The organism is Pseudarthrobacter cellobiosi (assembly GCF_023913755.1).
Taxonomy (GTDB): Bacteria; Actinomycetota; Actinomycetes; order Actinomycetales; family Micrococcaceae; genus Arthrobacter; species Arthrobacter cellobiosi.
Map to the genome: position 1 here is coordinate 67,374 of NZ_JAMXBJ010000041.1, position 25,222 is coordinate 92,595.

Here is a 25,222-nt window from a genome sequence, read left to right on the forward strand (position 1 = left end):
ATGGGCACGCAACTGGTGACAACTGCCGCAGAGCTCAGGGAGGCGAGTGCCCGGCTGCTCGCGCAGAAGGCGGGCAGGTCCCAGGGCCTGGTGCCCACCATGGGCGCGCTGCACGAAGGCCACGCCCGGCTGGCGCGCACCGCCGTCGAACAGAACGACGTTGTGGTGGCGTCCATCTTTGTAAACCCGCTGCAGTTCGGTGATGCGGTGGATCTGGACCGGTACCCGCGCACGCTCGACGCCGATCTTGCCCTGCTGGAAGAGCAGGGCGTGGACCTCGTGTTTGCGCCCCCGGTCGAAGAGGTCTATCCCGGCGGCGAGCCGCTGGTCCGCGTGACCGCCGGCTCCCTGGGCGAGAAGTGGGAAGGCGCCTCACGGCCCGGCCATTTCGACGGCGCCCTCACAGTGGTTGCCAAGCTGCTGCACTATGGCATCCCGGGCTCAGGGCTGCCCGCCACCGGGGCCTTCGTCTCAGGCGGCGGGGGACTGCCGGCTTACCGGGCTTACTTCGGGCAAAAGGACGCCCAGCAGCTGGCGCTGGTGCGCCGCATGGTGGCGGACCTGAACTTCCCCGTCGAAATTGTTGCCGTGCCCACCGTCCGGTCCGAGGACGGGCTTGCCCTGTCCAGCCGCAACCGGTTCCTGTCCGCAGAGGAGCGCGAGGCCGCCTTGGTGTTGTCACGGGCGCTGCGGCTCCTCGCAGAGCGGGCGAACGCCCACCAGCCGCTTGATCTGGAATCGGCCCGGGCCATGGTTGAATCCCAGCCCTTGGTGGGACTGGACTACTTCGACGTGGTGGATCCGCTCACCCTTGAGCCGCTGGCCGAGAACTGCCGGAAAGTCCCGTTCCGCGGCGAAGGAGTGGCCCTCATCGCGGCCAAGGTGGGGCCGGTTCGGCTGATCGATAACGTGCCGCTGAGCAGCTGAGATGCAGCGTCCGGCTCCGGGCGCGCAAGGCTTCGGATCCCTGTTCGTCCTTACTGCGCATGGGCTATGCTGAAATTGTTGCCCCAGACCCTGGCATCGCCTTATTCGGCGTACTCCAGGAGGACCAATTCCACGCAGGGCACCCAATACTTTCCCTGCCGTCCCCTCCAGGCTTTTGTGCTGTCCGGCTACTGTCTTCCGAAGCAGCCACATGCACGGCAAGCGGGACGCTGGCCTGCCTTCCCTATCCCCTGTGGCCGATCGGCCACGCAAAATCAGGAGCGAATTCAATGATCCGCACAATAGATGACGGGCTGTCCTATCTCGTCAAAGTGAATGACGCATCTGTCCTGGACGACTATTTGAATTCGGCCGTTGACCTGGCCCGCCAGTTTGCCTCCAGCACTGCCCTGTGCGGGATTCTGGTAACCCGCCACGCGCACGACACCTATACTGTGGCGGTCAGTGAGGCCGTACCGTTTGGAGAGACCCATGAGCGCCACGATCCCTAGCGGGAGGCCGTGATGTCGTACCGTATCGGTGCTGAGGAAATCACGCCACTAGGGTGGCAGGCCTACGAAATCATCACCTCCATCCTTGAGGACCCGTCGCCGGATCTGGCTGACGTCAAATGGCGCCTTCGCAGGTGTGTGGCCGCCCACCCCGGCGCCCCGGAACGGGCGTTACAGGCCCATCTGATGGCCACCTCAGAAGTGGTCAATGCCTAAGGCCAGGAAAGGCTGGCCTGAGGCCGGCCGGCGACGACGGGCGGGTTCGCCGCAATATGTATCCTTGAAGTGACAACTCCGCCGTTCCGGTTCAGCCTGCAGCCGGATCCTTCACCGCGGGATGATTCAGGGATCAGAGGCTCACCATGGACATTGCTCCCGACATGGCTGCGGGTCAAGAAGACGTGTGTGCCCCGTACCTGGCGAAGCTGCCCATAACGGGCGCTGCGGTGTCCCTCTTCGGCGGAGCCGCCGCGGAGACCCTGGTCTCTGCCAGCGACGAACTCGCCGCCCGCTTGGACGAACTGCAGTTCAACCTCGGCGAAGGCCCGCGGTGGCGGGCCCACAAGACCCGCCTGCCCGTGCTGATCCCCGACGCCCAGTCCACCGCCGACGACGAATGGCCCGTGTTCCAGCAGGCGATCGCCGGGACGGACGCAGCCGCGCTGTTCGTTTTTCCACTCACAGTAGGCGCGATGGACCTCGGTGTCGTTGAGCTGTATCACGTCGTTCGTGGAAACCTGAACCGGTCGGACCAGTCGATGGCGGCCGTACTTGCCGGGCAGACTTCCTGGTACCTCCTGCGAAAGATCCTGAGCCTCAGCTCACTGGATACGGATCCAGCCCTGGAGCCGTCGCTTATGTCGCGCCGCGAGATCCACCAGGCCACGGGGATGGTCTTGGCGCAGTCTGGTGCTACGGCAGCGGAATCCTTGCTTTTGTTGCGCCTACGCTTTTGCCAATGACCTCACGTTGGGGGAGACAGCCGCCGCTGTGCTCGAGCGAACGCTCAGCTTCGATTCCGACAAAGGTGGGGCCGGCGGACCTGCCCTGCAGTAAAATGGGGCCATGGTAACCAGTACCCGCGCCGAGCGCGCCAGTGCGGCGTTCGTGAAGCTCACTGACACGCTGGTGGCCGACTACGACGTCGTGGACCTCCTCCAAATTCTGGTGGAGGAGTCCGTGGGTCTCCTTGACGTCGCAGCCGCGGGTCTGTTGCTTGCCGATCCCAGCGGAGAACTGCAGGTTGTCGCATCCACCAGCGAGCAGAGCCAGCTCGTCGAGGTCCTCCAGCTTCAAGCCGGAGCCGGTCCCTGCGTTGAGTGCTACCTGACCGGGGCGGCAGTTGCAGTGGACGACATTGCCGGGCTTACCAAGTGGCTGGACTTCCGCGAAGCCGCGCTCTCACAGGGCTTCCGCTCCGTGCATGCGGTGCCCATGCGCGTTCACGGCAGGATTATCGGGGCCATGGGTCTGTTCGGCGCCCGGGAGGGTTTCCTGACGGCAGAGGATACCGCGATCGGCCAGGCGCTTGCTGACGTCGCCACCATCAGCCTTATGCAGGAACGCACCATCCGGGAAGCGGTACTGGTCAACGAGCAGCTGCAGCTCGCACTGAACACCCGGGTGCTGATTGAGCAGGCCAAGGGCGTCATTGCGCACACTGCCGGAGTGGATATGGAAGCAGCATTCAACCTGCTGCGGAACCATGCACGCGCCAACAGCCAGAGCTTGCATATGACCGCCGGGCGCATTGTGGACCGCAGCCTCACGTTGTAAGGCCGGCCGTTGTGAGCCTCACGTTGAATGGCGGGAGGGCATTCCGGGCGCAGGAACGTGTTGCTCTACTGCGTTGATTCACCCTGCGGGTCGCGGTTGATCATCAGTTGCTGCAGGAGTGCACGCTCGGGCCTGCCAGGGTTCTGGGCCACGCAGCGGCGCAACCGGGCCCGGGCAAGTTCCTCACCGGGAGCCGTTCCGCGGAGCACTTCATCAATGATTTCCTGTGCCTGCCACCGCAGGGATTCCCGGGCGAAGTGCCGGACCTCGGCGGACGCAGCGGTATTTTCTATCCACGGGTCCGTATCGTCACACGGGATAAAATCGTACGTTCGCTCTGCTGACATCGGGGCCTCCTTGCACCAAGCCGACGGGGCCTTTCGGGGGTCCCCTCGGCGTCATAGCACTGCGTCTGGGAAAGACATTACAGCGAGTAAGACCGGTCTGTCTGCACCTGGGAGTAAACTATTCCTACGATGATTTCCGATGCAGACCACACTGCAGAACCCGCGCTGTCTCCTGCGGATTTACCCGCCGAGGCGGCAGTTCTTCCTGCCGATTCCCGGGGCCGGATCCTGGCTGCGGCTTACGAACTGTTTTCCCGCCGTGGTGTGCGGGACGTAGGCGTTAATGAACTCATCGACCGCTCCGGCGTGGCCAAGGCAACGTTTTACCGGCATTTCCCGTCCAAGGATGCACTGGTCCTGGCGTTCCTGGAGCAGCGGGACCAGTTATGGACGGTCGATTCCATCGTGGGCCAGGCCAAACTGCGCGGCACCACCCCCACTGAACAACTCCTGGCCATCTTCGACGTCTTCGGCGACTGGTTCCTGCGCGACGACTTCGAGGCCTGCTCCTTCATCAACATCCTGCTGGAAATGGGCCCGGCCCATCCCCTGGGCCAGGCCAGCATCGACTACCTGGCCAGGATCAGGGGCCATGTGCAGGCCCTCGCTGAGCAGGCAGGGTTGGACCGCCCGGAGGATTTCGCCCGGTCGTGGCACATCCTTATGAAGGGGTCCATCGTCTCAGCCACGGAAGGCGACACCCAGGCGGCGAAGCGGGCCCAGCAGATGGCCGGCTGGCTGATCGAGCACCACCGCAGCTGACCTCCCGGCGCGAACGGTCACTTAAGCCCCCGGCGCGAACGGTCACTTAACCCCCTGCCCACGAATGCTCCGTACGCTTGATGCCCAGGGCCGGATTGCAAGGCGTCAGGAGGAGCTCGGTTAACCCGCCGGAAAGAGCGTCCCGACGACTGCCCGCGTCAGATCGTGGATCATTTCGGTGCGTTCGGCCTCGTCGGTGCTATCGGCACCTTCCGTGAAGATCACCAGCGCGTACGTTGTCCAGCCATGTTCCAAAAGGGCTGCGTCATGGAGGTTTCCTCCAAGCTGGCCGTATTTGTGATAGACGGTAATGCCTGGCCCCGAGGCGGCGGGGATTAGTTCCTCGTTGTTGGTTTCCTGCATGTACCCCAGCAACTGCGCGGTGTTGTTGGGGTTAAGCAGCTGTCCGGCGTAAAGCTTCGTCAGGACCTGGGCCACTTCCCCGGGAGTCAGCCGGTTGTCTTCGGGATCGTAGGCTATGTCAATCGAGGCTGCATACCGGATCAGCCGCTGGTAGCCGATCCTGTCCATCAACAGGAGCCAGGAATCATTGTTCTGCTGTTGATCATGGACTTGAGCTGGAAAGCGGCAGTGTAGTTCCCCAGCGTCTCATCGAGTCGCGCTTCACCGGCCTCCACAAGCTTGAGATAGGCCGCTGCGGTGATGAGCTTGGCAGTGCTGGCCGCAGCATAGGCCGCCGTGTCGCCAAAAGCGCGGACCGGTCCGCCCGCTGTATCCGCGACGGCCACGCCAACGCGGAAGCCGGGCGACCGCTCAGGAACAGCCTTTGCCGAAGAAAAATCCTGTGCGCCGGAATTACTCCGGACGGTAGAGTGTTGGAATCTGCAGCGACGATGCTCGCGCGACACTTCATTCTTACTCCCTGGGGGAACACCCATGTCTACAGAAGTCTCTTCGAACGCCTCCGGGCAGCCCGGGCCGGTAGCGGCGCCGAAGTCCGCCGCACCGGAGAAGATGTCCCGCGAATCGGTGACCATTATCGCCACCTTGCTCGTGGCGACTTTTGTGGTGATCCTGAACGAGACCATCATGAACGTTGCCCTGCAGCGGCTGATGGTTGACCTGCGCGTGGATGCGCCCACCGTCCAGTGGCTCTCCACCGGATTTATGCTCACCATGGCAGTGGTCATTCCCACCACCGGGTTCATCCTCCAAAGCCTGTCCACGCGGGCCGTCTTTATGCTGGCCATGGGACTGTTCGCCGGCGGCACCGCCCTGGCTGCGGTGGCTCCCGGTTTTGAGATCCTGCTCCTGGCCCGCATCGTCCAGGCCGGCGGTACGGCCATCATGCTTCCGCTGCTGATGACCACCATCCTCACCCTTGTGCCGCTGGCCAAGCGCGGCGCCGTCATGGGCAACGTCAGTATCGCCATCTCCGTGGCACCGGCCATGGGTCCCACCGTCTCCGGGCTGATCCTGGAGCACTTCACCTGGCGCTTTATGTTCGTCTTTGTCCTGCCGGTCGCGCTGGCTGCCCTGGCCATCGGCGCCAAATACCTGACGAACGTGGGCGAAACCGAGAAGACCAAGCTCGACTTCCTGTCCGTACTTCTGACGGTTCCTGCCTTCGGCGGCCTGGTGTACGGTCTCAGCCAGATCGGCGGTGGGCGCGGCGGCCAAAGCGGCCCGAGCACCGTGGCCATCGCGGCGCTGGTCATCGGCGTGGCCAGCCTGACGGTCTTTGTGCTCCGCCAGCTCCGGCTGCAGAAGGCCGAAGCCCCCCTGCTGGACCTCCGCGCCTTCAACTTCAGGATGTTCACGGTCTCCGTGCTGCTGATGGTGGTGGCCATGATGGCGCTCTTCGGCGGCGTGATCCTGCTGCCGCTCTACCTGCAGGAAATCCGCGGCCTGGGTTCGCTGGAGACCGGCCTCGCGCTGCTTCCGGGCGGGCTGGCGATGGGCCTGCTGGGCCCGTTCATCGGCCGGCTATTCGACAAAGTGGGGCCGCTGCCGCTCACCGTTACCGGTTCCGTGCTTATGGTGCTGGCCCTGTGGCAGTTCTCAATGCTCGACGCCGGCACTCCGGTCTGGTGGATCGTCACCCTCCACGTGGGGCTGAGTTTCGGCCTGGCGCTGCTTTTCACGCCGGCATTTACCACCGGCCTGAACCCGCTGCCGCCGCATCTCTACTCGCACGGCTCGGCGATCATGAGCACCGCCCAGCAGGTGGCCGGTGCAGCCGGCACTGCGCTGCTGGTGTCCATCTTCGCCGTGGTCTCGGCTGCGTCAGGGCTCGTTGCAGGCATGAGCGCAGCGTTCCTGACGGCGACCGTCATAGCCCTCGCCGCCGTCGTACTTTCCGCGATGATGCGCAAAACAGAAGGCGCCGCCCCGGGCCACGGCGCCGGCCACTAAGGGACACCTCCGCAGCCCATAAAGCGCGAACGGACACTTGAGGCCCTGTTTTCCAAGGAAACCAGGGCCTCAAGTGTCCGTTCGCGCGGGAGTTGCGGGGCTTATGTGTCCGTTCGCGCTGGGGAGGCGACGACGTCAGCCGGCGAAGAAGTCGCTGAGTTCGGTGATGAGCTTGTCCGGGGCGCGGAGGACGCCGTCGTGGCCGGCGCCGTGCAGGATGGTGTAGCTGGAGCCGGAGAGGACATCGTGGATCTGGCCGCACGCCACACCGAAGTATGCCGGGCTCTTCTCGCCCACCACAATCAGGGTTTCCAGGGGCAGTTCCAGGAACGGCTCGGCCGGCATGTCCGCGGCGATGATCGCTTTGATTTCCCGGACGCCGGTGCGCATCAGTTCGCGCATCTGCTTGCCCACGTGGGTGCCGGCGGTGAGCTTGTTGGCGATGGTGAGCATGGACAGCGGCATCCGGGAGAAGGCGCCGGTTTCCAGGCCTTTCGTGAGGACGGCCAGGGCGCGGTCGTCGTCACCGGCGGCCGTGGCGCGTTCGTATTCAGCGGTCCAGTCGGCCTTTACGCTGTGGTTCACGGAAACAGCGGGGTCATACACAGCCAGTCGCTCCACCGGAAGGGTCCGGGCCGCGTGCAGGGCCACCGCGCCGCCGAAGCTGTGGCCAAAGACGTCCGTGCTGGACGTGTGTTTCATAACGGCGTCCAAGTCCCGGATGTCCGCGTCCAGCGTGTAATCCTCGGCCTGCGGCGACGACGAACCCCGGCCCCTGCGGTTGAAGGTGTGGACCGGGCGGCCCAAGGCGGCGCTGAGCTTCTGGGCGAACTTTGTGTAGTCGGCGGCGGTCACCATGGAGGCCGGCACCACAACCACGCCGGAGCCGGCGGACGCCAGTTCAGCACCCGTGGAGAAGAGCTCCAGAGTGCCGCCGTCGGGGGTCTTGATGTTCTCGCTCGTCATGATCCGAGCCTAGCCGAGCAACCTGCGGAATGCCTTAGCCCTTGAAGTATTCGGCGATGTCCGTGACAAGTTCCTTCACCGCGGCGGGAATGGAGCCGTGGAAGCCCTTGGGTGAGAGCTCGAACGTGCTCCCCGGGACGGCCGCATGAAGGCGCTGGGCCGTGACCTTGTAGTAGCTCGGGCTCTTGCCGCCCACCATAAAGTGTGTGTTGGCGGGCAGGACGGCGAAGTTCCTGGCATGCTCGGCTTCGTCGTACGCGGCCCGCAGTTCGCCCACGCCGGTGGGCATCAGCTCCCGGAGCATCTTGTTCACCTTGGTGCGGGACACCACGGCCATCAGCCCCGCAAGGACCGGCTCGGGGATCTTTGAAAGCGCAGTGCCCGGCTGCATGCCTTTTTTCATCCGGGCCATGGCATGCCCCACCTTGCCGGCGTTGACCGCTGCTTCAAAGTCGTCCAGCCAGGACATATCGATGCTGCCGTCGATGTTGACCGCAGCGTCGTAGACCGCCAGCTTGTCCGGTTCGTAGGAGGTGCCCGCGAACTCCTGGACGGCGTTCAGCGCCACCGATCCGCCCAGGCTGTGGCCCAGGATGTTGCGGGCGCCCGTGGCATCCATGACCGTGCGGACATCGGCGATTTCCGTGGCCATGGAATAGTCGGCCGGCTGCTCGGTGGAGTTGCCCCTGCCGCGCCGGTCATAGACATCCACTGCCCATCCGTCGCCCAGCCCGTCGGCCAACGCCATCGAGAACGGCCGGTAGATCAGTGCGGTAAGGAAGGCCCCGCCGATGACCACCACCCGGCGCTCTCCCGGCGCATCCTCGGTTCCATAGCTGTACAAAGCCAGCCGGCCGCCGTCGTGCGTGGGGACTTCCTGTTCTTTCACGCTCCCCATCCTAGGCGCGTGGCAAGGCTCCCCACCGGCAAAGCGACCTACCGGCGCCGGCCCAGCTTCCGCGGGTGGCCGTCGCTGCCGTTGATGAACCGGGCAATCCGCACGGCCAGACCCTTCCCGGGACGGATGGGACCCTCGTGCAGCTGACCGGGGACCACCTGGAAGTTGATGGATGGCACGGCGGCGGCCAGTTGCCGCCCCGTCTCGGCAAAATACGCTGGACTCCAGCCGCCGCTGAGCATCAGGATGGGGGTGGTAAGGGCAGTGAAATGGTCCAGTTCGGCTTCGGCGTCGAGTACGGCACGCATTTCGGTGACTGCGGTGGGCAGCAGCTGGCGCATCTCCGCGCCCAGGTTGGTCCTGGCCGAGAGGATGCTCAGCATCCGCAGCGCGCCGAGAGGGAGGTAGGACAGCGGACCCGCCGTGGCCAGGCCCTGGACCAAGTGCGCCCAGGCGTGGTTGAGCTGGCCCGCAGTGACGGCATCCTCAAGCTCCGGCCGCCAGCGGTGGCTCAGGTTTCCGGACAGCGACACCGCGGCGTCATAGGTCACCAGCCGGCCCACGGGCAGGGTCAGGGCCGCCTGCAGGGCCACGAAGCCGCCGTAGCTGTGGGCCACCACATCCGCCGAGCCGGTCTTGCGCATGACCGCCGCAAGGTCGCTGACCTCCGTCTTCACCGAATAATCCTCCGGCTGCGGGGCTGACCCCGCCCTGCCGCGCCGGTTGTAGCAGTGCACCGGCCGGCCCAGCAGGACGCTGAGCTTCCGGGCGAAAGGCCGGTAGAGGGCGTCGGTGACCAAAGTTCCGTGGATGAGTACGACGCCGGGAGGTCCCGCCGTCGTCGGGTCCAGCCCCGCGGGGGTGCGGAAGGAGTGCACGTCGAGGCGCCCGCCGTCCTCCGCTTCAACTTTCCACGTCTCCACAGCCCGAGTCTATGCCTGGGCGTCCGCCGGGAGCCGGCGGCGCGAACTCCCGGTAAACTTGGGGATTGTGACTTCCCAAAACACCCCCACCCCAAAAAATGCCCCAGAGCCGCTCGACGCCAGCGAGCAGATGCGCATCCGCATGGACAAGCGTGCAAAGCTGATCGAGCGGGGCACCGAGGCATATCCGGTGGGTGTGGAACGCACGCATTCCCTCACGGAGATCCGCGAAAAGTACGCGCACCTTGAGGCTGACGACACCACGGGCGACGTCGTAGGCGTCACCGGCCGCGTGGTTTTTGTGCGCAATACCGGCAAGCTCTGCTTCGCCACGCTCCAGGAAGGCGGCGTTGACGGCAAGGGCGCCCGGCTCCAGGCGATGCTCAGCCTGGCCAACGTGGGCGAGGAAGCGCTCGCGGACTGGAAGGCGCTGGTGGACCTCGGCGACCACGTGTTCATCAAGGGCGAAGTGATTTCCTCCCGCCGCGGCGAGCTGTCCGTGATGGCCGAGTCCTGGTCCATGGCCTCCAAAGCACTCCGTCCGTTGCCGGTGCTGCACGCGGAACTGAACGAGGAAACCCGCGTCCGCCAGCGCTACGTGGACCTGATGGTGCGCGACGAAGCCCGGGAAATGGTCTACACCCGCGCCGCGATTACCCGTTCCATCCGCGAGAGCCTGCACCGCCACAGCTACGTCGAAGTGGAAACCCCCATCCTGCAGCTGGTCCACGGGGGCGCCTTGGCCCGCCCGTTCGAGACGCACATGAACGCGTTCGACCAGAAAATGACCCTCCGCATTGCCACCGAGCTTTACCTCAAGCGTGCTGTCGTGGGCGGGATCGACCGCGTCTACGACATGGGCCGCGTCTTCCGCAACGAGGGCGTGGACTCCACCCACAGCCCCGAATTCACCACCCTTGAGTGCTATGAAGCCTGGGCGGACCAGTTCGTCATGGCCGAGCGCATCAAGGAGATCATCCTAGACGCCGCTGACGCAGTTGGTGTGGGCCGCACCCTCCAGACCGAAGCCGGGGAAATCAACCTCGACGGCGACTGGGCCTGGGTTTCGGTCTACCCGGGACTGTCCGACGCCGTTGGCCAGGAAGTCACGCCTGACACGTCGCTTGAGGTGCTGCGCGAAATCGCCTTAAAGCACGAGGTCAAGGTGGACCCGAAGTGGGACGCCGAGAAGCTGGCCGTGGAACTGTTCGGTGAAATTGTGGAGCCCAGGCTCCTGAACCCCACGTTTGTGTACGACTACCCGCCGTCTGCCCAGCCGCTGGCCCGCCCGCACCGGGAGGACGGCCGGCTGATCGAAGCCTGGGACCTCATCATCGGCGGCATGGAACGCGGCACGGCCTTCTCCGAGCTGATCGACCCCGTCATCCAGCGCGAGCGGCTGACCGAACAGTCACGGCACGCTGCCGCGGGCGATGTCGAGGCCATGCAGCTGGACGAGGACTTCCTGCGGGCCCTCGAATACGGCGCACCGCCCATGGGCGGCATCGGCTTGGGTATTGACAGGCTGGTGATGTTGTTCACCGGCGCCGGTATCCGCGAAACCATCCTTTTCCCGCTTCTGAAGCCCGAAGGCCACTAATCATGGAATATGTAGCCGTACTCCTGCCCTCGCTGGTGGTTGGCCTGCTTTTTTGGTTTGCCATGAAATCCATCTTCAATGCCGACAAGTCCGAGCGTAAGGCCGAAGCGCGGGCCCAGGCCGAGGCGGAATCGCGTTCCGCAGCGCCATTGAAGGAACAGAACCCGGAAACGGACAAATAGCTCGAAAGAGCTTTCTGCAAGTTCCTGTGGATTTCCACAGGAACCATCCGACGCTTTGACGCGTTGCCATTAAGAGGTTCATACTTTTAATAGGAACATCCTCATTTTCTGACAACCGAACCTTTCCAAGAGGAAGACATATTTAATGGCACAGAAAGTAAACATCATCCTCGTCGATGATCTGGATGGCGGATCTGCAGACGAGAACGTCCGTTTTGGCCTCGATGGGGTCAGCTACGAAATCGATCTGTCCTCGGCCAACGCGGCCGAGTTCCGTTCTGCATTGGAGCGCTTTGTTGCCGCTGGGCGCAAGACCTCCGCCGGCAGAGCCACCCGCACCAAAGCGGTTGCAGGCCCCCGCGCCAACGACTCCGCGCAGATCCGCCAATGGGCGCGGGATAACGGCTACACGGTTAACAGCCGGGGCCGAATTCAGGCTGAAATCCAGGAAGCCTACCAAAAGGCAAATTCCTGACCTACCGCCTCTCCGGCTTGGTATTAGGCCCTGTCTTCACCTTCGGGTGGGGGCAGGGTTTTTTGATGCCAATTGTGAATTCTCAAGACGGGCTAGCGTAAGCCCAAATCCCTTGCTGACTAACAGCCCCGGGCGTACCGTCGGGCTAATCGTCGGGCAATTTCCTTGGGATGAGCCGGCGATTCGGTTTGAGCCTTCGGGCTGGGACGCCCGCTCGAATTCGCCCACTCGAATCTTTGCGTTTCGGGAGCCTGGAATGTCTGTAATTAGCGGGTCTCGGCGATTTACGGCAGTCCTGGCGGCACTGGTCCTGCTGCTGGCTGCGCCCCTCGGCGCTCCGGCCTACGCGGACCCGGGCGCGTGGCAGTCAGCGTCCTCCTGGACTCGCCGGAAATCATGGTCCTAATCAACGACAGTTCGGCCTCTGTCACGCCACCGGACATTGTGTATGAAGTGTTTGATGAGACCGGTGACGGCCAAGAGCCGGTGGATACCCAGACGGCTCCCTGGGGCTTCGGCGAAGACGTTTCGTTCGATCTTGATGACGGACACTACAAGATCAGGGCCACCGCTGGCGGTTACCAGGAGAGCTGGTACACCGCATCATCGGGCCGCTACTCAGATTCCTTCCGGGAATTGCTCGGCTATCAGGAGCGGTGCTGCACCCCTCGGAGTCATCGATCTCCGGTGCAGTGGGCAACGACGTTTCGGCTCAGCAAGGATCCTTATTGGCGGATTGATCCGGGACATGGCGCTGACAAATGTGTGGTCATCGGTGGCGCGCAGCCCCGGCATCATCGAGCAGGCGTAGGAGTAGTAGAGCCCTCCGATCCCGGCGAGGGCTACGGTCGCGGCGGTCATGAGCAGGGTGATAACTTCCATGACGTTACTCCTTGCTTGAGGTTCTTGCATTGATCCAAGCGGTGCAGGGTGACGGGAGGTTGAACACGTCATGTTTCCCCTGTGGCGAACACGCTCCCCAAGACTGGGTCTGCCACGTAGCATCAAAGTACGTCGTAGCTAGGAGTGTGGCGAAATGTTTGAGCGATTTACGGACCGTGCCCGTCGCGTAGTTGTGCTTGCCCAAGAAGAGGCACGCATGCTGAACCACAATTACATTGGTACCGAACACATCCTCTTGGGTCTGATCCATGAAGGTGAAGGCGTTGCCGCCAAAGCTCTTGAGTCCTTGAGCATTTCGCTCGACGGCGTGCGCGAGCAGGTACAGGAGATCATCGGCCAGGGCCAGCAAGCCCCGTCCGGCCACATCCCCTTCACCCCGCGCGCCAAGAAGGTGCTGGAACTCTCGCTGCGCGAAGCCCTGCAGCTGGGCCACAACTACATCGGCACGGAGCACATCCTGCTGGGCCTCATCCGCGAGGGTGAAGGTGTTGCCGCCCAGGTGCTGGTCAAGCTGGGGGCAGACCTCAACCGCGTCCGCCAGCAGGTCATCCAGCTCCTCTCCGGCTACCAGGGCAAGGAAACCACCGGCGCCGGCGTCGGTCCGGGCCAGCCCGAAGGCACTCCCGCCGGTTCCGTGGTCCTGGACCAGTTCGGCCGGAACCTCACCCAGGCTGCGCGCGAGAACAAGCTGGACCCGGTGATCGGACGCGAGTCCGAGATGGAACGCGTTATGCAGGTCCTCTCGCGCCGCACCAAGAATAACCCTGTCCTGATCGGTGAGCCCGGCGTCGGCAAGACCGCCGTCGTCGAAGGCCTCGCCCAGGCGATTGTCCGCGGCGACGTCCCGGAAACCATCAAGGACAAGCAGCTGTACACCCTGGACCTCGGTTCGCTGGTGGCCGGCTCCCGGTACCGCGGTGATTTCGAAGAGCGCCTGAAGAAGGTCCTCAAGGAAATCCGCACCCGCGGCGACATCATCCTCTTCATCGACGAAATCCACACGCTTGTGGGTGCCGGTGCTGCTGAAGGTGCTATCGATGCTGCGTCCATCCTGAAGCCCATGCTGGCCCGCGGTGAACTGCAGACCATCGGTGCCACCACCCTGGATGAGTACCGCAAGCACATCGAGAAGGATGCCGCACTCGAGCGCCGCTTCCAGCCGATCCAGGTCAAGGAGCCCTCCGTCGCGCACGCGATCGAGATCCTCAAGGGCCTGCGTGACCGCTACGAGGCGCACCACCGCGTCACCATCACCGACGGCGCTCTCGCGTCGGCCGCGAACCTCGCCGAGCGCTACATCTCGGACCGCTTTCTTCCGGACAAGGCGATCGACCTGATCGATGAGGCCGGTGCCCGGCTGCGCATCCGCCGGATGACCGCCCCGCCGGAACTGAAGGCCATGGATGAGCGGATCGCCAAGCTGAAGATGGAGAAGGAATCCGCCATCGACGCGCAGGACTTCGAAGGCGCCGCTTCGCTCCGGGACAAGGAACAGAAGCTCATCACTGAGCGCTCCGAGAAGGAACGCCACTGGAAGTCCGGCGGCATGGATGACATTTCCGAGGTGGATGAGGATCTCATCGCCGAGGTATTGGCCAACTCCACCGGCATCCCGGTATTCAAGCTGACCGAGGAAGAGTCCACGCGCCTGCTGAAGATGGAAGACGAACTGCACAAGCGTGTGGTGGGCCAGAACGAGGCCATCAGGTCACTGTCCCAGGCAATCCGCCGTACCCGTGCAGGCCTGAAGGACCCCAAGCGTCCGGGCGGCTCGTTCATCTTTGCCGGCCCCACCGGCGTCGGCAAGACCGAGCTCGCCAAGGCCCTGGCCGAATTCCTGTTCGGTGACGAGGACGCCCTCATCACGCTGGACATGTCCGAGTACTCGGAGAAGCACACTGTTTCGCGGCTCTTCGGTGCCCCTCCTGGCTACGTCGGCTACGAAGAGGGCGGGCAGCTCACCGAGAAGGTCCGCCGTCGTCCGTTCTCCGTGGTCCTGTTCGACGAAGTGGAGAAGGCACACGCTGACCTCTTCAACTCGCTCCTGCAGATCCTGGAAGACGGCCGCCTGACCGACTCCCAGGGCCGCGTGGTGGACTTCAAGAACACCGTGATCATCATGACCACCAACCTGGGCACCCGGGACATCTCCAAGAGCGTTGCCACCGGCTTCCAGTCCGGCACGGACACGCAGACCGGCTACAACCGGATGCGTGCCCGTGTGACGGAAGAGCTCAAGCAGCACTTCCGTCCGGAGTTCCTGAACCGTGTGGATGACGTTGTGGTGTTCCCGCAGCTCACCCAGGACGAGATCATCGAGATCGTGGACATGTTCGTTGGCCGCCTGGAGAAGCGCCTCAAGGACAAGGACATGGGCATCGAGCTCACCACCGCGGCCAAGGTGCTCTTGGCGACCCGCGGCTACGATCCCGCCATGGGTGCCCGGCCGCTGCGCCGCACCATCCAGCGCGAAATCGAGGACCAGCTCTCCGAGAAGATCCTGTTCGGCGAACTCCACGCCGGCGACATCGTTGTAGTGGACGTGGATGGCGAAGGCGACGACGCCAAGTTCACGTTCGCCGGCAACGCCAAGCCGCGCATCCCGGAGATCGCACCCAGCGTCTAGGTTCGTTTCACCAGCAAAGGCCCCGCCTGCTCCCCAAAGGAGCAGGCGGGGCCTTTGCGTTGTCCGGGTTCTCGTTCCATGCCATGACCCAGTTGCGGATGTCGTACTCGCGCGGGTTCGGGTGGACCCACCACGTCGTAGACCTTCTCCACGAAGAGCGGATCCTTGGAGAGCTTGAAACCGTCTGCGCAAGACACCACGCCCTCAGCTATCCACCGTCGCCATGTTCTCGGCCTGGTCCTGGAGGGCTGATTGTCGATATGTGCTTGGCGTGAATCCTAGGAACTTTTGGAAGTCGTTCGTCAGATGGGCATGGTCGGTGTAGCCGAGTTCGGCAGCTATCGCCGCGAGGTCTGTCGCCGGGTCGGTCCGTGACCGGTCAGCGGCCTCTTGCAGGCGGCGCCTTCGGATAAGCGCGGACGGGCTCAGGCCGATGTACTTCCGCGCTGCGCGTTGAAGGGTTCTCGGCGAAACAAATAGACGCGCGGCAACGTCTTCAATGCGGGTCACGTCGGCGCATGTTCCGATCATGTCCATCATCGCGTTGGCAAGGATGCCTTCGTCGGACACCCCTGGACTCTGCGCAACTAGCCAGCCGGTGAAAGCCTCCACCGCGCGTTGCCGACGTTCCCCTGGATCGGTTCCCCTCATCGCCTCCGACACTGAGGCATGCAGATCCGCGAGCGGTAGTGGCAGCTGGGAATCCCGCAGGCTCCCCGGATCATCCGTGAAACGTGGAACCAACGCGGGACGCAGGAGGGCCCCAACCGCCCAGCCCCGGCCCGTGAGATCGCGATGCGATCGACGGGTTGTTGGGCCTGCGAACTCAACGAGATCCGTTTGGACCACAAGGTTGGACGTCGGGAATGCGATCAGGTGCTGGCGGGACGTGTGCCCTGGCTCAATGTCCCACTCGGGGATCCAAAACCACTGCACCAGGTTCGTGACGGACTCAGGCGCGGGCAGACGGTGAAATGTGGGGAGCCGGGCCGGGTAGAGGATTCCCTTGAACGAACCCACCATGGGGGACACTCCTTATCCAGGCTGTCGCAATTCTCCAAGCCGCTGAGCCGATCTGTGCGTACCGCGAGGTCTATGACCGATACTACAAGCCCCGAACTGACCAACGCCGCCGATGGCAAGCACACGAAATCCGGTATCCCGCACGGCTTCACGAGCCTCACGCCGTTCCTTGCGATCCTTTCTGCCAAGGAGGCGATCACCTTCTACCAGGACGTCTTCGGCGCGCACAGTAAATGTCACCGAGATCGGCGGAATCGTCGTCCATGCCGAACTTGACTTCGATCAGGGGCGACTCCAAATTGGAGAGCCCAACCCGGACTACCACCTCGTTCCGGCGCCGAACGGCGACGATGATTGCTACTCGATCGGCTCCTACTGCGCCGACGCGGACGCTCTTATTGCGCGGGCCGAGCGGATGGGGGCTACCGATCGGGAGCCGCTGTCCACATTTGTCTCAGGAGACAGATTCGCCGGCATCCGGGACCCTTACAGTGTGCGCTGGTCCATCATGACTCGCGTGGAGGACCTCTCCGAAGAGGAAAGCACGCAGCGCGTCGCCGCCTGGGCCGCCAAGCAAGGCTGACTGCGTCGTACGGGAGCGCCCAAGCCAGCCAGGCTGCCATCGTAGGATGGACCCTGTGACTGACTCCTTCCATATCCGTTCTGCACGTACCAGTGACGTGGCCGCCATCAAGCGCCTTGTGGCGCCGTTGGCTGTGCAGCGGATTCTCATGGCGAAAGAGACCGTAGCCTATTACGAAAGCCTCCAGGAGTTCCGGATCGCAGAAGCCGACGACGGCGAAGTCATCGGCTGCGGCGCCCTGCACGTTATGTGGGAGGATCTCGCCGAAGTTCGCACGCTGGCCGCATCGGACGCGTGGCGCGGCAAGGGTGTAGGGCACGTGCTAGTGGAAAGCCTGCTGGCCGAGGCCCGTGAACTGGGCGTGGCCCGGGTCTTCTGCCTTACCTTCGAGGTGGATTTTTTCAAGCGCCACGGCTTCGAGGTCATGGCCGACCAGACGGCCGTGGACCCGGTGGTCTACTCCGAGCTGCTGCGCTCCCATGACGAAGGCGTTGCCGAGTTCCTGGACCTGGCGCGGGTCAAGCCCAACACCCTGGGCAACACCCGCATGATCAAGACCCTCTAGGCAACCCCATTCACCCTGCCGCGGGCAACCGCGGGAAGAAGTCACCCTGTGACATAAATAGCTTTATGTCGAATTGATGGATAAACTGACGAGGTTGCAGTGTGGGGCCTGCCGTAGGGGACAGTCATTGGGGGCTGTCCCTTACCGCTTCCGCCGCATCGTCGCAGGCTACCGGACTTCAGGCGGCGGTAGTAGGGTCAAAGTGCATCCTCCAGGACGCACCCACACCCCAGGAGTTCTGCCATGAAAAAGCTCATCAATGATCCCCGTTCCGTGGTTGACGAATCCGTCGAGGGATTCGGTCTGGCCCACGCGGGACTTGTCACCGTCACCGCCGATCCGAAGTACGTCACGCGCAAAGACGCGCCCGTGGCAGGGAAGGTCGGACTCGTTTCCGGAGGGGGAAGCGGCCACGAGCCGCTCCACGCCGGGTTTGTCGGGCTGGGAATGCTCGACGCCGCCGTGCCGGGGGCGGTGTTCACCTCGCCGACGCCGGACCAGATCCTTCCGGCGACGCTCGCCGTTAACTCGGGTGCCGGCGTCGTCCATATCGTGAAGAACTACACCGGCGACGTCCTGAACTTTGAGACCGCAGCGGAACTGGCGCAGGCCGAAGGCGTGGACATCCGCACGGTCCTGGTCAATGACGACGTCGCGGTGGAGGACTCCCTGTATACCGCAGGCCGCCGCGGAGTGGGCGGCACCGTTCTGGTCGAGAAAATCGCCGGCGCCGCCGCTGAGCGGGGCGACAACCTCGATGCCGTGGCCGCGATCGGCGACCGCGTCAACAGCAACGTCCGCACCATGGGGGTTGCGCTGTCAGCGTGCACAGTACCGCATGCGGGAACGCCCAGTTTCGACCTGGCGGATGATGAAATCGAGATCGGCATCGGCATCCACGGCGAGCCCGGCCGGCACAAAATCCCGATGGAGAACGCTGACGGCATCACGGACCGCCTGCTGGACCCGGTCCTCAGCGACCTGGGCATCACCGGCGGCGAGAAAGTACTGCTGTTCGTCAACGGCATGGGCGGCACCCCCCTGAGCGAGCTGTACATCGTCTACCGCCGCGCTGCCCAGGTGATCGCAGAACGTGGAGCCGCCGTCGAACGCTCGCTGGTAGGGAACTACATCACGTCACTGGAAATGCAGGGCTGCTCCATCTCGGTGCTCCGGCTCGACGATGAACTGACGCAGCTGTGGGACGCTCCGGTGCACACCGCAGCCCTGCGTTGGGGCGTGTAACTGTGGTGCTGGACGTGAAATGGGCCGTCAGATGGCTGACTCTCTGCGCCCAGGCCATGGCGGAAAACCGGGTGTGGCTCATCGAACTCGATCGTGCGATCGGGGACTCGGACCACGGCGAGAACATGGACCGCGGCTTCCAGGCGGTGCTGGAGAAACTGGCTGAAGCGCAGCCTGAGACGCCCGGCGCGGCCCTGAAGCTGACTGCCATGACCCTGATGTCCAAGGTGGGCGGCGCCGCAGGTCCCTTGTACGGAACCGCGTTCCTGCGCGCCTCCACCGCTTTGGGCGATGCCGCCGAGATTGATCCGGGGCGCCTCGCCGACGCGCTCGTGGCTGCCCGCGACGGGATCGTGGCGCGGGGCAAGGCCGAGTCCGGCGACAAGACCATGGTGGATGCCTGGACCCCCGCTGCGGAGGCAGCGCAGGCCGCCGCGGCGGACGGCGCAGGCACCGTCCTTGGCGTGCTGGTCGCGGCCGCTGAGGCGGCTGAGGCCGGCGCCGTGGCCACCGAGCCCCTGGTCGCCCGCAAGGGCCGCGCCAGTTATCTGGGGGAGCGGAGCGCAGGCCACCGCGATCCGGGCGCCGCCTCCAGTGCCCTCATTCTGCGGGCCGCCGTTGGGGCCGCAGCGTGACGGTGCGCCTGGTGGTGGTGTCCCATAGCGAGAAAATAGCCGACGGCGCCGTGGAGCTTGCCGCCCAGATGGCGCCCGACGTCGTAATCCTCGCCGCCGGGGGCACCGCCGACGGCAGGATCGGAACGAGCCTGGAGAAAGTCATGTCTGCCCTGGACAAGGCGGCCGGCGGCGATGGCGTGGTGGTCCTGACGGACCTGGGATCTGCAGTGATGACGGCGGAATCGGCCCTGGAACTCGTGGAGGAGCCGGCCGGCGTGCTCCTGGCGGACGCGCCCCTGGTGGAAGGCCTCGTGGCTGCTGCCGTGGCCGCACAGGGCGGCGCCGACGTGAAGGCAGTCAAACGTGCCGCCGAAGCGGTCTACGGATTGGGACCGGAGGTGGCGGCTGCTTCGCGGGTGCTCGCCGAAAGCACCGTGGCTGAAGGGTCCGTCACCGGTTCAGGGCCGGACTTCACCGGCGACTTCGAACTGGTGAATGAGGCCGGCATGCACGCCCGTCCGGCCGCCAAGATCGCGGGCGGTCTGGCGTCCCTCAACGCCGAGGTCACGGTCAACGGCGTGGATGGCGCGTCAATGACATCCCTGATGACCCTGGCGGCAGGCAAGGGATCCTTGCTCCATATCGAGGCTTGGGGGCCCGACGCCGAGCGTGCCCTGAACTACGTCGGCGGCCTGGTGCAGGCAGGCTTCGGCGAGCCGTAGGCCGTGGCCTGAGTTGCCTATTTGACCTGGCTGCTGCGGCCCAGACTGAAGGACCGCTTGTCCACGAGCAGGTACGTGCCGGCTCCCATCAGCAGGAAGCCGCCGACGCCGACCACGATGATCTGCGTGCTGACCCCGACAATAAGCAACACCAGCCCGATCAGGCATGCGATGGCACCGAGGTAGATACGGCGCCCAAACCTGAGGCCCACGGAGCCGGTCGAGAGTTCCTCAGCGAGCCTCGGATCGTCTGCGGCCAAGCCCGATTCCAGCTCCTCGAGCTGTTTCCGCTCCCTATCTGAAAGTGGCATCCTTACCCCTTCCCGGCGGGGAACCTGTTCTAAATCCAACGTTGCCGATGCTGGTAATACAGACCGTAGAAGTGTCCTGAGTGGAAGTCAAGGGCGGGGTTTGGCGGGGCTTATTTGTTGCCAGCGAGGGCCGTCACATGGCCTGTCGAAGGCCACTGGCGTCCAGGATCACGGACGCCGTGACGAACCTCCCGCACTGCTCCCCGTAGGGATAGGCGCCGCGGGGCCGGAAATCCAGGGTGCGCACAGGGAGGGCGGATCCGCCAGCAGAAGTACCCGTGGCGGTCAGCGCCATCGGGGCCTCCGTGAGGGACTCCAGCATCAGCATCCCGATCATGGTCCCGTCCGGGGAAGCCGTGGCAGAGCAGACCCCGTCCGGTGCGCAGCCTTGGTCAATCGAGGCAGTGCCGGGAAAAAGCTCGACGGCGGCTTCCTTACAGACACCGTCCTGGCAGGCCTTCAGGCGCAACGACTCCACCTGCGCCACGTACTCCCGCGCCACTGTCACCGAGACGGCAGTGGCCTGGGCGATGGCAGGGCACGGCGGCGGGACGGGGTAGTAGTAGTAGCTAGCGGAGGTGAGAACCGCCGTCGTCATCAATGCCAGAAGTACCCCGGGCTTGCCCATACTTCAGCGTAAATCCGGAGCCGGCAGCCCGCATTGCTACCAGGAAAGTGATGCAAACATTGTTATGGCTGTGGCCCCAAAGATCACCATAATGAGACCTGTGGCCAGCCGGCCTTTGGCAACAGCGAAGACCGGCAGCGTGGATTCGGCGGGATTGGCCGGGTTGTAGACCACGGGTATGCGGGTGCCGATGATCGCCTGGTCCTGGCTGTAGATATCGGACTGCCCCAGCCAGCGTTTGCCCCCGGCGTCCGCGAATTCATACGACGGCGCAAACCGGTTCCGGCCGTTGCTACCGGGGCCGTCCGTGCCATGCAGGTTTCCCGTGACGGTGGCCGAAGCCTCCTGCCACCCCGCCATGGAACGTTTCCGGCGGAAGGACGCGGCCAGGGACAGCCCCATCAGGATCAGGCCCGCGGCAAGGAAAAGCCCGGGCAGGACGATGAACAGCAGTTTCAGGGAGTCCACGGTTCAGCCCAGCGGAAAGGCGCCGGCGACCCAGAACAGCAGCAGGGCGAAGAATACGAAGACCGGCATGAGGCACCCGATCACCATTTTCGATTCGGAAGCCACCTGGAACGACTGGTTCGGATTCGCCGGGTTGTAGGCCACCTCCAGGAGCGATCCCGGTACCTGCTGGTTGGCGTAAGAGACCTCGGATTCGCCGGCATACAGAGTCCCGTTGGGGTCGGCGAACTGGTACGTGGGGTAGAAGCGCCGGCTCCGCGTTGAGCCGCCTCCGCCATGTGTCCAGCCCGCCACGTTGCCGGTGACGGTCGCCTGGACCTTTGGCCAGCCGGCGATCAGTTTTTCCTGCCGCTTGGTTTTCCGCAGTGAACGGACCAGCGCAAAAATGACGCCCGCAACAAACAGCGCCCAGATGACGTACAACACGATTCTCATGAATTCCCCCGGTTCGAGTCACCAGAAAGTATGCCATCCAGGCACGGGCCACCCTAAAGGCGCCTCAGGCTGGCAGCCGGTAACCGCCCTGGTGCAGCTCGGCCAGCCCGTCGCCAAGGAGGCCGGCAATGGCACGTTCGAGTTGTTCCGGCGCAGAGTTCAGGCGGTGCAGTGCGGCCAGGGGTACGCCGATTCCGTCCGCCGCGAAGCCCAGGTCAGCAGGCTCCCGCTGGAACATTTCCGCCGGCACCGGGGCGTCCGCAAGCCGGAGCACAGCCATCACGGCACCCCGGACCTGCCGGTCAGTGCCGTGCCACGCCTGACCTTTGGGAACGTACGACGGCGGCGGCTCGCCGGCTGCCAGCCACGCACAGGAGTCCCGCACCGGGCAGTCCGCGCACTTGGGCGCACGCGCCGTGCAGACCAGCGCCCCCAGTTCCATAACAGCAGCATTCCAGCGCACGGAGGTCCCGACGTCGTCCGGCAGCAGTTCCGCCGCGAGCCGCATCTCCGCAGCGTTCAGCGATGGTGAGGGGAGCGCGACGCCCGAAACCAGGCGCGCGTGCACACGCCGGATGTTGGTGTCCACCACAGTCTCCCGGCGTGCGAAGGCAAAGGCGGCAACGGCCGCGGCCGTGTAGCTGCCCACACCGGGCAGGGCCAGCAGCTCCGTGTAGTTGCCGGGGACCTTGCCGCCGTGATCGCGGACGATGGCAGCGGCGGCTGCATGCAGGCGGAGTGCCCGGCGGGGGTAGCCGAGCCTGCCCCAGGAGCGGACCGCTTCCCCTGCAGGCTCGCCGGCGAGCCCGGCGGGGGTGGGCCAGCGCTCGAGCCATTCCCGCCAGACAGGCAGCACCCGCACCACTGGGGTCTGCTGCAGCATGATCTCGCTGACCAGGACTCCCCACGGTGAGCAGTGGCGTTCGCGCCAGGGCAAGTCCCTCGCCGTCTCAGCGAACCAGCCGGTGATCCTGCGGTGCAGCGCGGCGAGCTGGTCGGGGCGGAGGTCATCCGTGCCGAACTGGGCCGTAACGGGGGCGCCGTCCGCGGGCATGGCTGGGGAAAGGGTTGTAGCGTCGATCCCAACACTGTAGTGGATTCCCGGGAGCCCGCGCGAAGATGCCGCGGACAAACTGTGACCTTAGCGTTGGTCGGGGGACCGGCGTGGTGGGACGGCAGAATCCGGTGCGTTCTCTAGCCTAGAAGGATGGGCAGGCAAGGCAATTCATCTCCACGCAAAACGGCATCCGCACCCGGTTCCCGGGGCGGTTCCGGCGCTACCCGGCAGCCGAGCGCAGCCGTTTACCGCCGCCGTCGGCTTTTTGTGGGAACAGCCCTGCTGATGGCCGTGGCGCTCACGTTCGGTGGCTTTGCCGTGGCAGGCGCCTTCAGCGGCACCGAGCAGGCATCCTCCACCGACGGCGCCAGCGAATCCGCCGCCGTCCCGGGAGCCTCACCGTCGGCAACTGCAGGCAGCGAACCCACCCCCACACCCACGCCTTCCTGCAACCAAAACCTGGTGACGGTGTCCGCGTCGACCGACAAAGCCGCCTACGGCCCCGACGAGAACCCGCTGCTCACCCTGAAGGTGACCAATGGCGGAACCATGCCGTGCGAGGTGAACATCGGAACGTCCCAGATGGAGTTCCTGGTGACCAGCGGCGCGGACAGGATCTTCTCGTCCAAGGACTGCCAGGCCAAAAGCGAAGACCTGGTGAAGACGATTGCCCCGGGCGCAAGCGAAACGGCGAACTTCCCGTGGGCCCGGAACCGCACGCTGGAAGGCTGCAGCCCCATCGAGGCAAGGCCAGGGGCCGGCGGGGCGTACTACATTTTCACGGCCAAGCTCGGCTCGAGGGCCAGCCCCAAGGCAGTGTTCCAGCTCAGCTGATCCGCCCTATCCTGGGCCCACTCCGGTGGGGATTAGAGGAAGCGGTCCAGCAGGCTGGCCTCGGCCATGCGGCTCAGGCCTTCGCGGACGGTGCGGGCGCGCTGGTCGCCGATGCCGTCAACGGTCATGAGGTCGTCGATGGTGGCCGCCATCAGGAACTGCAGGCCGCCGAAGTGGTCCACGAGGCGGTCGGCAACAGCCTTGGGGACTGCCTTGAGGCCGGATAGTAGCCGGTAACCGCGGGGCTGAACCACGGCGTCGAGGTTGGCCTCGCCGCCGGCAAAACCGACGATCCCGGAGATCTTGCCCAGGTCGATCAGCTCCGTGGGGCCGAGGTTCACCAACGCGCTGACGGCCCGTTCGATGTCCTCCGCGGACGCGTCCGGTCCGGCGTAGTCGCGGATGATGACGTCGCTGCCCGGGCCGCGGCCCACCGTGAGCTCATCGAGCTGGAGGGAAAGCAGGCGGCCGTCCTCGCCAAGTTCCAGGACATACTGCGAGATTTCCTCGGAGATCCGGCGGACCATTTCCTGGCGCTGTAGGGTGACCGCGACGTCGCGGACGGTCACCATGGCCTCGATCTCCAGGGCGGACAGGGAACTCGTCACCTGGTCCAGCCGCGAACGGTACCGTTCCAGCGTGGCAAGGGCCTGGTTGGCGCGGGCCAAGACCTTCTCGGATCCCTCCAGCACGTGCCGGAGCCCGTTCACGTACAACGCGATGATCTGCATGGACTGGCTGACGGAAATCACGGGAACGCCGGTCTGGATGGCCACGCGCTCCGCCGTGCGGTGCCGCGTGCCGGATTCCTGGGTTTCGATGCTTGAGTCCGGGACCAACTGGACCGCGGCGCGCAGAATGTTGCCGGCGTCCTTGTCGCAGATGATGGCGCCGTCCATCTTGGCCAGTTCACGAAGCCTTGTGGGGGAGAAATCGATGCCGATGTCGAACCCGCCGGAGCAGATGGAATCGATGGTCCGGTCCGAGCCCAGCACAATCAGCGCACCGGTCCGCCCCCGGAGGATGCGTTCCAGACCATCGCGCAGCGGCGTGCCTGGAGCCACTCTGCCCAGAGTCGCCTTGAGCGATTCTTCGGGGCTCCGAGCCATAGGTGTTCCCTTCAAAGGTGCGGACTGCCGCCCGCAGGTACGCCGGTTTTTTACACTCCGCCGGCAGGATCAAAAGTACTCAGTTTCCCGCAAGCTCAATGATAAAGGTAAGAAGCGGCAACAACCGCACGGACAAGCCCCAAAGTGCCTCGTTAGCGGGTGCCGCGAAGTGCCTCGGGAACGCGTACGACGGCGGCTGTCCGGGAGGCGTTTCGCGCACCGGACAGGTAGGCGCCAGTGATCCAGAGCGGCTGCTTCCCGCACTGCGATAAACTTGGAACTTGGCTGTCACAGAGCCATGCTTCCCCTTGAGGCCTGCCGAGCGCCTTGGGGTAACCCCACCGCAGCGAAA

31 protein-coding genes and 2 pseudogenes are annotated in these 25,222 nt (G+C 64.6%); 18 read left to right on the forward strand and 15 right to left on the reverse strand.

Going from position 1 to position 25,222, the window contains the following annotated elements; all coding sequences use genetic code 11:
• The 5 genes from NG696_RS08370 (at position 1) to NG696_RS08390 (ending at position 3,215) form a co-directional block, all read left to right on the forward strand.
• The gene (locus NG696_RS08370; RefSeq protein ID WP_252568001.1) at positions 1 to 927 is read left to right on the forward strand and encodes a 4-phosphopantoate--beta-alanine ligase; all 927 of its coding nucleotides are present in this window, start codon (positions 1 to 3) and stop codon (positions 925 to 927) included.
• A 290-nt stretch (positions 928 to 1,217) separates the two neighbouring features.
• Positions 1,218 to 1,439 carry a hypothetical protein gene (locus NG696_RS08375; protein WP_252568003.1) on the forward strand — a complete coding sequence of 74 codons (222 nt, stop codon included), beginning with the start codon at positions 1,218 to 1,220 and terminating at the stop codon, positions 1,437 to 1,439.
• 12 nt (positions 1,440 to 1,451) lie between these two features.
• Positions 1,452 to 1,655: a hypothetical protein gene (locus NG696_RS08380; protein WP_252568004.1), complete on the forward strand. Its 204-nt coding sequence runs from the start codon at positions 1,452 to 1,454 to the stop codon at positions 1,653 to 1,655.
• Positions 1,656 to 1,801: 146 nt separating this feature from the next.
• On the forward strand, positions 1,802 to 2,401 hold the full coding sequence (locus NG696_RS08385; RefSeq protein ID WP_252575131.1) for a GAF domain-containing protein: 600 nt from the start codon (positions 1,802 to 1,804) through the stop codon (positions 2,399 to 2,401).
• A gap of 103 nt (positions 2,402 to 2,504) precedes the next feature.
• Entirely contained in the window at positions 2,505 to 3,215 is a 711-nt protein-coding gene (locus NG696_RS08390) for a GAF and ANTAR domain-containing protein (protein ID WP_252568009.1), read from the forward strand.
• Between the two features lie 65 nt (positions 3,216 to 3,280).
• On the opposite strand, the gene NG696_RS08395 is transcribed toward NG696_RS08390, so the two are convergent.
• Positions 3,281 to 3,562, reverse strand: coding sequence for a hypothetical protein (locus tag NG696_RS08395; protein ID WP_252568011.1), 282 nt, complete (start codon positions 3,560 to 3,562; stop codon positions 3,281 to 3,283).
• A gap of 129 nt (positions 3,563 to 3,691) precedes the next feature.
• Between NG696_RS08395 and NG696_RS08400 the strand changes: the two genes are divergently transcribed.
• Positions 3,692 to 4,324 (forward strand): TetR/AcrR family transcriptional regulator, encoded by a 633-nt coding sequence (locus tag NG696_RS08400; protein WP_252568013.1) that lies wholly within the window; start codon positions 3,692 to 3,694, stop codon positions 4,322 to 4,324.
• 120 nt (positions 4,325 to 4,444) lie between these two features.
• Here the strand turns inward: NG696_RS08400 and NG696_RS08405 are convergent, their stop codons facing one another.
• Together NG696_RS08405 and NG696_RS08410 are read right to left on the reverse strand one after the other, a co-directional pair.
• The gene (locus tag NG696_RS08405) at positions 4,445 to 4,855 is read right to left on the reverse strand and encodes a serine hydrolase (RefSeq protein WP_252568015.1); all 411 of its coding nucleotides are present in this window, start codon (positions 4,853 to 4,855) and stop codon (positions 4,445 to 4,447) included.
• The gene (locus tag NG696_RS08410; RefSeq protein WP_252575132.1) at positions 4,855 to 5,223 is read right to left on the reverse strand and encodes a serine hydrolase; all 369 of its coding nucleotides are present in this window, start codon (positions 5,221 to 5,223) and stop codon (positions 4,855 to 4,857) included. Before NG696_RS08410 ends, NG696_RS08405 begins: the two co-directional genes overlap by 1 nt.
• Here NG696_RS08410 and NG696_RS08415 point away from each other — a divergent pair.
• Complete coding sequence (locus NG696_RS08415; RefSeq protein ID WP_252575133.1) at positions 5,222 to 6,700, forward strand: DHA2 family efflux MFS transporter permease subunit; 1,479 nt, start codon at positions 5,222 to 5,224, stop codon at positions 6,698 to 6,700. The two genes, NG696_RS08410 and NG696_RS08415, sit on opposite strands and share 2 nt — an antisense overlap.
• Positions 6,701 to 6,835: 135 nt before the next feature.
• Here NG696_RS08415 and NG696_RS08420 read toward each other — a convergent pair whose 3' ends face one another.
• Genes NG696_RS08420 through NG696_RS08430 form a run of 3 tightly spaced genes read right to left on the reverse strand, consistent with a single transcriptional unit; the run spans position 6,836 to position 9,487 of the window.
• Entirely contained in the window at positions 6,836 to 7,666 is an 831-nt protein-coding gene (locus NG696_RS08420; RefSeq protein ID WP_252568021.1) for an alpha/beta fold hydrolase, read from the reverse strand.
• A gap of 34 nt (positions 7,667 to 7,700) precedes the next feature.
• Positions 7,701 to 8,564, reverse strand: coding sequence for an alpha/beta fold hydrolase (locus NG696_RS08425; RefSeq protein ID WP_256472039.1), 864 nt, complete (start codon positions 8,562 to 8,564; stop codon positions 7,701 to 7,703).
• A gap of 38 nt (positions 8,565 to 8,602) precedes the next feature.
• The gene (locus NG696_RS08430; protein ID WP_252575134.1) at positions 8,603 to 9,487 is read right to left on the reverse strand and encodes an alpha/beta fold hydrolase; all 885 of its coding nucleotides are present in this window, start codon (positions 9,485 to 9,487) and stop codon (positions 8,603 to 8,605) included.
• 67 nt (positions 9,488 to 9,554) lie between these two features.
• Between NG696_RS08430 and lysS the strand changes: the two genes are divergently transcribed.
• The 4 genes from lysS (at position 9,555) to NG696_RS08450 (ending at position 12,150) form a co-directional block, all read left to right on the forward strand.
• The gene (gene lysS, locus NG696_RS08435; RefSeq protein WP_252575136.1) at positions 9,555 to 11,087 is read left to right on the forward strand and encodes a lysine--tRNA ligase; all 1,533 of its coding nucleotides are present in this window, start codon (positions 9,555 to 9,557) and stop codon (positions 11,085 to 11,087) included.
• A gap of 2 nt (positions 11,088 to 11,089) precedes the next feature.
• On the forward strand, positions 11,090 to 11,269 hold the full coding sequence (locus NG696_RS08440; RefSeq protein WP_252575139.1) for a hypothetical protein: 180 nt from the start codon (positions 11,090 to 11,092) through the stop codon (positions 11,267 to 11,269).
• 145 nt (positions 11,270 to 11,414) lie between these two features.
• Positions 11,415 to 11,744, forward strand: coding sequence for a histone-like nucleoid-structuring protein Lsr2 (locus NG696_RS08445; protein ID WP_252568030.1), 330 nt, complete (start codon positions 11,415 to 11,417; stop codon positions 11,742 to 11,744).
• 256 nt (positions 11,745 to 12,000) lie between these two features.
• On the forward strand, positions 12,001 to 12,150 hold the full coding sequence (locus tag NG696_RS08450) for a hypothetical protein (protein ID WP_252568032.1): 150 nt from the start codon (positions 12,001 to 12,003) through the stop codon (positions 12,148 to 12,150).
• 212 nt (positions 12,151 to 12,362) lie between these two features.
• Here the strand turns inward: NG696_RS08450 and NG696_RS08455 are convergent, their stop codons facing one another.
• Complete coding sequence (locus tag NG696_RS08455; protein WP_252568034.1) at positions 12,363 to 12,626, reverse strand: anthrone oxygenase family protein; 264 nt, start codon at positions 12,624 to 12,626, stop codon at positions 12,363 to 12,365.
• Positions 12,627 to 12,780: 154 nt separating this feature from the next.
• On the opposite strand from NG696_RS08455, the gene NG696_RS08460 reads away from it, so the two are divergent.
• Positions 12,781 to 15,273: an ATP-dependent Clp protease ATP-binding subunit gene (locus tag NG696_RS08460; protein ID WP_058930382.1), complete on the forward strand. Its 2,493-nt coding sequence runs from the start codon at positions 12,781 to 12,783 to the stop codon at positions 15,271 to 15,273.
• A 204-nt stretch (positions 15,274 to 15,477) separates the two neighbouring features.
• On the opposite strand, the gene NG696_RS20945 is transcribed toward NG696_RS08460, so the two are convergent.
• Together NG696_RS20945 and NG696_RS20950 are read right to left on the reverse strand one after the other, a co-directional pair.
• Entirely contained in the window at positions 15,478 to 15,843 is a 366-nt protein-coding gene (locus NG696_RS20945; protein WP_308291956.1) for a helix-turn-helix transcriptional regulator, read from the reverse strand.
• A 156-nt stretch (positions 15,844 to 15,999) separates the two neighbouring features.
• A pseudogene (locus NG696_RS20950) lies at positions 16,000 to 16,296 on the reverse strand (DUF6597 domain-containing transcriptional factor); the annotation flags it as partial.
• Positions 16,297 to 16,368: 72 nt separating this feature from the next.
• Between NG696_RS20950 and NG696_RS08470 the strand changes: the two are divergent.
• From NG696_RS08470 to dhaM, 5 genes and pseudogenes are all read left to right on the forward strand, one after another.
• Positions 16,369 to 16,879 (forward strand): annotated as a pseudogene (locus NG696_RS08470) (VOC family protein).
• A 55-nt stretch (positions 16,880 to 16,934) separates the two neighbouring features.
• A complete protein-coding gene (locus NG696_RS08475; protein ID WP_252568037.1) occupies positions 16,935 to 17,444 on the forward strand; it encodes an amino-acid N-acetyltransferase in 510 nt (169 codons plus the stop codon).
• Positions 17,445 to 17,687: 243 nt separating this feature from the next.
• Positions 17,688 to 18,689, forward strand: a complete 1,002-nt coding sequence (gene dhaK, locus NG696_RS08480) for a dihydroxyacetone kinase subunit DhaK (protein ID WP_252568039.1) — start codon at positions 17,688 to 17,690, stop codon at positions 18,687 to 18,689.
• A 2-nt stretch (positions 18,690 to 18,691) separates the two neighbouring features.
• Positions 18,692 to 19,324, forward strand: a complete 633-nt coding sequence (gene dhaL / locus NG696_RS08485; protein ID WP_058930378.1) for a dihydroxyacetone kinase subunit DhaL — start codon at positions 18,692 to 18,694, stop codon at positions 19,322 to 19,324.
• Positions 19,321 to 20,028 (forward strand): dihydroxyacetone kinase phosphoryl donor subunit DhaM, encoded by a 708-nt coding sequence (dhaM, locus tag NG696_RS08490; protein ID WP_056347785.1) that lies wholly within the window; start codon positions 19,321 to 19,323, stop codon positions 20,026 to 20,028. Before dhaL ends, dhaM begins: the two co-directional genes overlap by 4 nt.
• Before the next feature lie 17 nt (positions 20,029 to 20,045).
• Here dhaM and NG696_RS08495 read toward each other — a convergent pair whose 3' ends face one another.
• The 5 genes from NG696_RS08495 to NG696_RS08515 form a co-directional block, all read right to left on the reverse strand.
• Positions 20,046 to 20,339, reverse strand: a complete 294-nt coding sequence (locus NG696_RS08495; RefSeq protein WP_252575143.1) for a DUF3040 domain-containing protein — start codon at positions 20,337 to 20,339, stop codon at positions 20,046 to 20,048.
• 133 nt (positions 20,340 to 20,472) lie between these two features.
• Positions 20,473 to 20,967, reverse strand: coding sequence for a hypothetical protein (locus NG696_RS21190; protein WP_252575145.1), 495 nt, complete (start codon positions 20,965 to 20,967; stop codon positions 20,473 to 20,475).
• Between the two features lie 36 nt (positions 20,968 to 21,003).
• Positions 21,004 to 21,435: a DUF3592 domain-containing protein gene (locus NG696_RS08505; RefSeq protein ID WP_252575147.1), complete on the reverse strand. Its 432-nt coding sequence runs from the start codon at positions 21,433 to 21,435 to the stop codon at positions 21,004 to 21,006.
• A gap of 3 nt (positions 21,436 to 21,438) precedes the next feature.
• Positions 21,439 to 21,870: a DUF3592 domain-containing protein gene (locus NG696_RS08510; RefSeq protein ID WP_252568047.1), complete on the reverse strand. Its 432-nt coding sequence runs from the start codon at positions 21,868 to 21,870 to the stop codon at positions 21,439 to 21,441.
• Between the two features lie 64 nt (positions 21,871 to 21,934).
• Complete coding sequence (locus NG696_RS08515; RefSeq protein WP_252568049.1) at positions 21,935 to 22,924, reverse strand: iron-sulfur binding domain-containing protein; 990 nt, start codon at positions 22,922 to 22,924, stop codon at positions 21,935 to 21,937.
• Between the two features lie 153 nt (positions 22,925 to 23,077).
• Between NG696_RS08515 and NG696_RS08520 the strand changes: the two genes are divergently transcribed.
• A complete protein-coding gene (locus NG696_RS08520) occupies positions 23,078 to 23,761 on the forward strand; it encodes a hypothetical protein (protein WP_252575149.1) in 684 nt (227 codons plus the stop codon).
• 32 nt (positions 23,762 to 23,793) lie between these two features.
• Here NG696_RS08520 and disA read toward each other — a convergent pair whose 3' ends face one another.
• The gene (gene disA / locus NG696_RS08525; protein WP_104060140.1) at positions 23,794 to 24,870 is read right to left on the reverse strand and encodes a DNA integrity scanning diadenylate cyclase DisA; all 1,077 of its coding nucleotides are present in this window, start codon (positions 24,868 to 24,870) and stop codon (positions 23,794 to 23,796) included.
• Between the last annotated feature and the right edge of the window lie 352 nt (positions 24,871 to 25,222).

Coding starts and splice junctions, on each gene's coding strand:
- NG696_RS08370 (WP_252568001.1), top strand. CDS start 1: ATGGGCACGCAACTGGTGACAACTGCCGCAGAGCTCAGGGAGGCGAGT.
- NG696_RS08375 (WP_252568003.1), top strand. CDS start 1,218: ATGATCCGCACAATAGATGACGGGCTGTCCTATCTCGTCAAAGTGAAT.
- NG696_RS08380 (WP_252568004.1), top strand. CDS start 1,452: ATGTCGTACCGTATCGGTGCTGAGGAAATCACGCCACTAGGGTGGCAG.
- NG696_RS08385 (WP_252575131.1), top strand. CDS start 1,802: ATGGACATTGCTCCCGACATGGCTGCGGGTCAAGAAGACGTGTGTGCC.
- NG696_RS08390 (WP_252568009.1), top strand. CDS start 2,505: ATGGTAACCAGTACCCGCGCCGAGCGCGCCAGTGCGGCGTTCGTGAAG.
- NG696_RS08395 (WP_252568011.1), bottom strand. CDS start 3,562: ATGTCAGCAGAGCGAACGTACGATTTTATCCCGTGTGACGATACGGAC.
- NG696_RS08400 (WP_252568013.1), top strand. CDS start 3,692: ATGATTTCCGATGCAGACCACACTGCAGAACCCGCGCTGTCTCCTGCG.
- NG696_RS08405 (WP_252568015.1), bottom strand. CDS start 4,855: ATGGACAGGATCGGCTACCAGCGGCTGATCCGGTATGCAGCCTCGATT.
- NG696_RS08415 (WP_252575133.1), top strand. CDS start 5,222: ATGTCTACAGAAGTCTCTTCGAACGCCTCCGGGCAGCCCGGGCCGGTA.
- NG696_RS08410 (WP_252575132.1), bottom strand. CDS start 5,223: ATGGGTGTTCCCCCAGGGAGTAAGAATGAAGTGTCGCGCGAGCATCGT.
- NG696_RS08420 (WP_252568021.1), bottom strand. CDS start 7,666: ATGACGAGCGAGAACATCAAGACCCCCGACGGCGGCACTCTGGAGCTC.
- NG696_RS08425 (WP_256472039.1), bottom strand. CDS start 8,564: ATGGGGAGCGTGAAAGAACAGGAAGTCCCCACGCACGACGGCGGCCGG.
- NG696_RS08440 (WP_252575139.1), top strand. CDS start 11,090: ATGGAATATGTAGCCGTACTCCTGCCCTCGCTGGTGGTTGGCCTGCTT.
- NG696_RS08445 (WP_252568030.1), top strand. CDS start 11,415: ATGGCACAGAAAGTAAACATCATCCTCGTCGATGATCTGGATGGCGGA.
- NG696_RS08450 (WP_252568032.1), top strand. CDS start 12,001: ATGTCTGTAATTAGCGGGTCTCGGCGATTTACGGCAGTCCTGGCGGCA.
- NG696_RS08455 (WP_252568034.1), bottom strand. CDS start 12,626: ATGGAAGTTATCACCCTGCTCATGACCGCCGCGACCGTAGCCCTCGCC.
- NG696_RS08460 (WP_058930382.1), top strand. CDS start 12,781: ATGTTTGAGCGATTTACGGACCGTGCCCGTCGCGTAGTTGTGCTTGCC.
- dhaK (WP_252568039.1), top strand. CDS start 17,688: ATGAAAAAGCTCATCAATGATCCCCGTTCCGTGGTTGACGAATCCGTC.
- NG696_RS08495 (WP_252575143.1), bottom strand. CDS start 20,339: ATGCCACTTTCAGATAGGGAGCGGAAACAGCTCGAGGAGCTGGAATCG.
- NG696_RS21190 (WP_252575145.1), bottom strand. CDS start 20,967: ATGGGCAAGCCCGGGGTACTTCTGGCATTGATGACGACGGCGGTTCTC.
- NG696_RS08510 (WP_252568047.1), bottom strand. CDS start 21,870: ATGAGAATCGTGTTGTACGTCATCTGGGCGCTGTTTGTTGCGGGCGTC.
- NG696_RS08515 (WP_252568049.1), bottom strand. CDS start 22,924: ATGCCCGCGGACGGCGCCCCCGTTACGGCCCAGTTCGGCACGGATGAC.
- NG696_RS08520 (WP_252575149.1), top strand. CDS start 23,078: ATGGGCAGGCAAGGCAATTCATCTCCACGCAAAACGGCATCCGCACCC.
- disA (WP_104060140.1), bottom strand. CDS start 24,870: ATGGCTCGGAGCCCCGAAGAATCGCTCAAGGCGACTCTGGGCAGAGTG.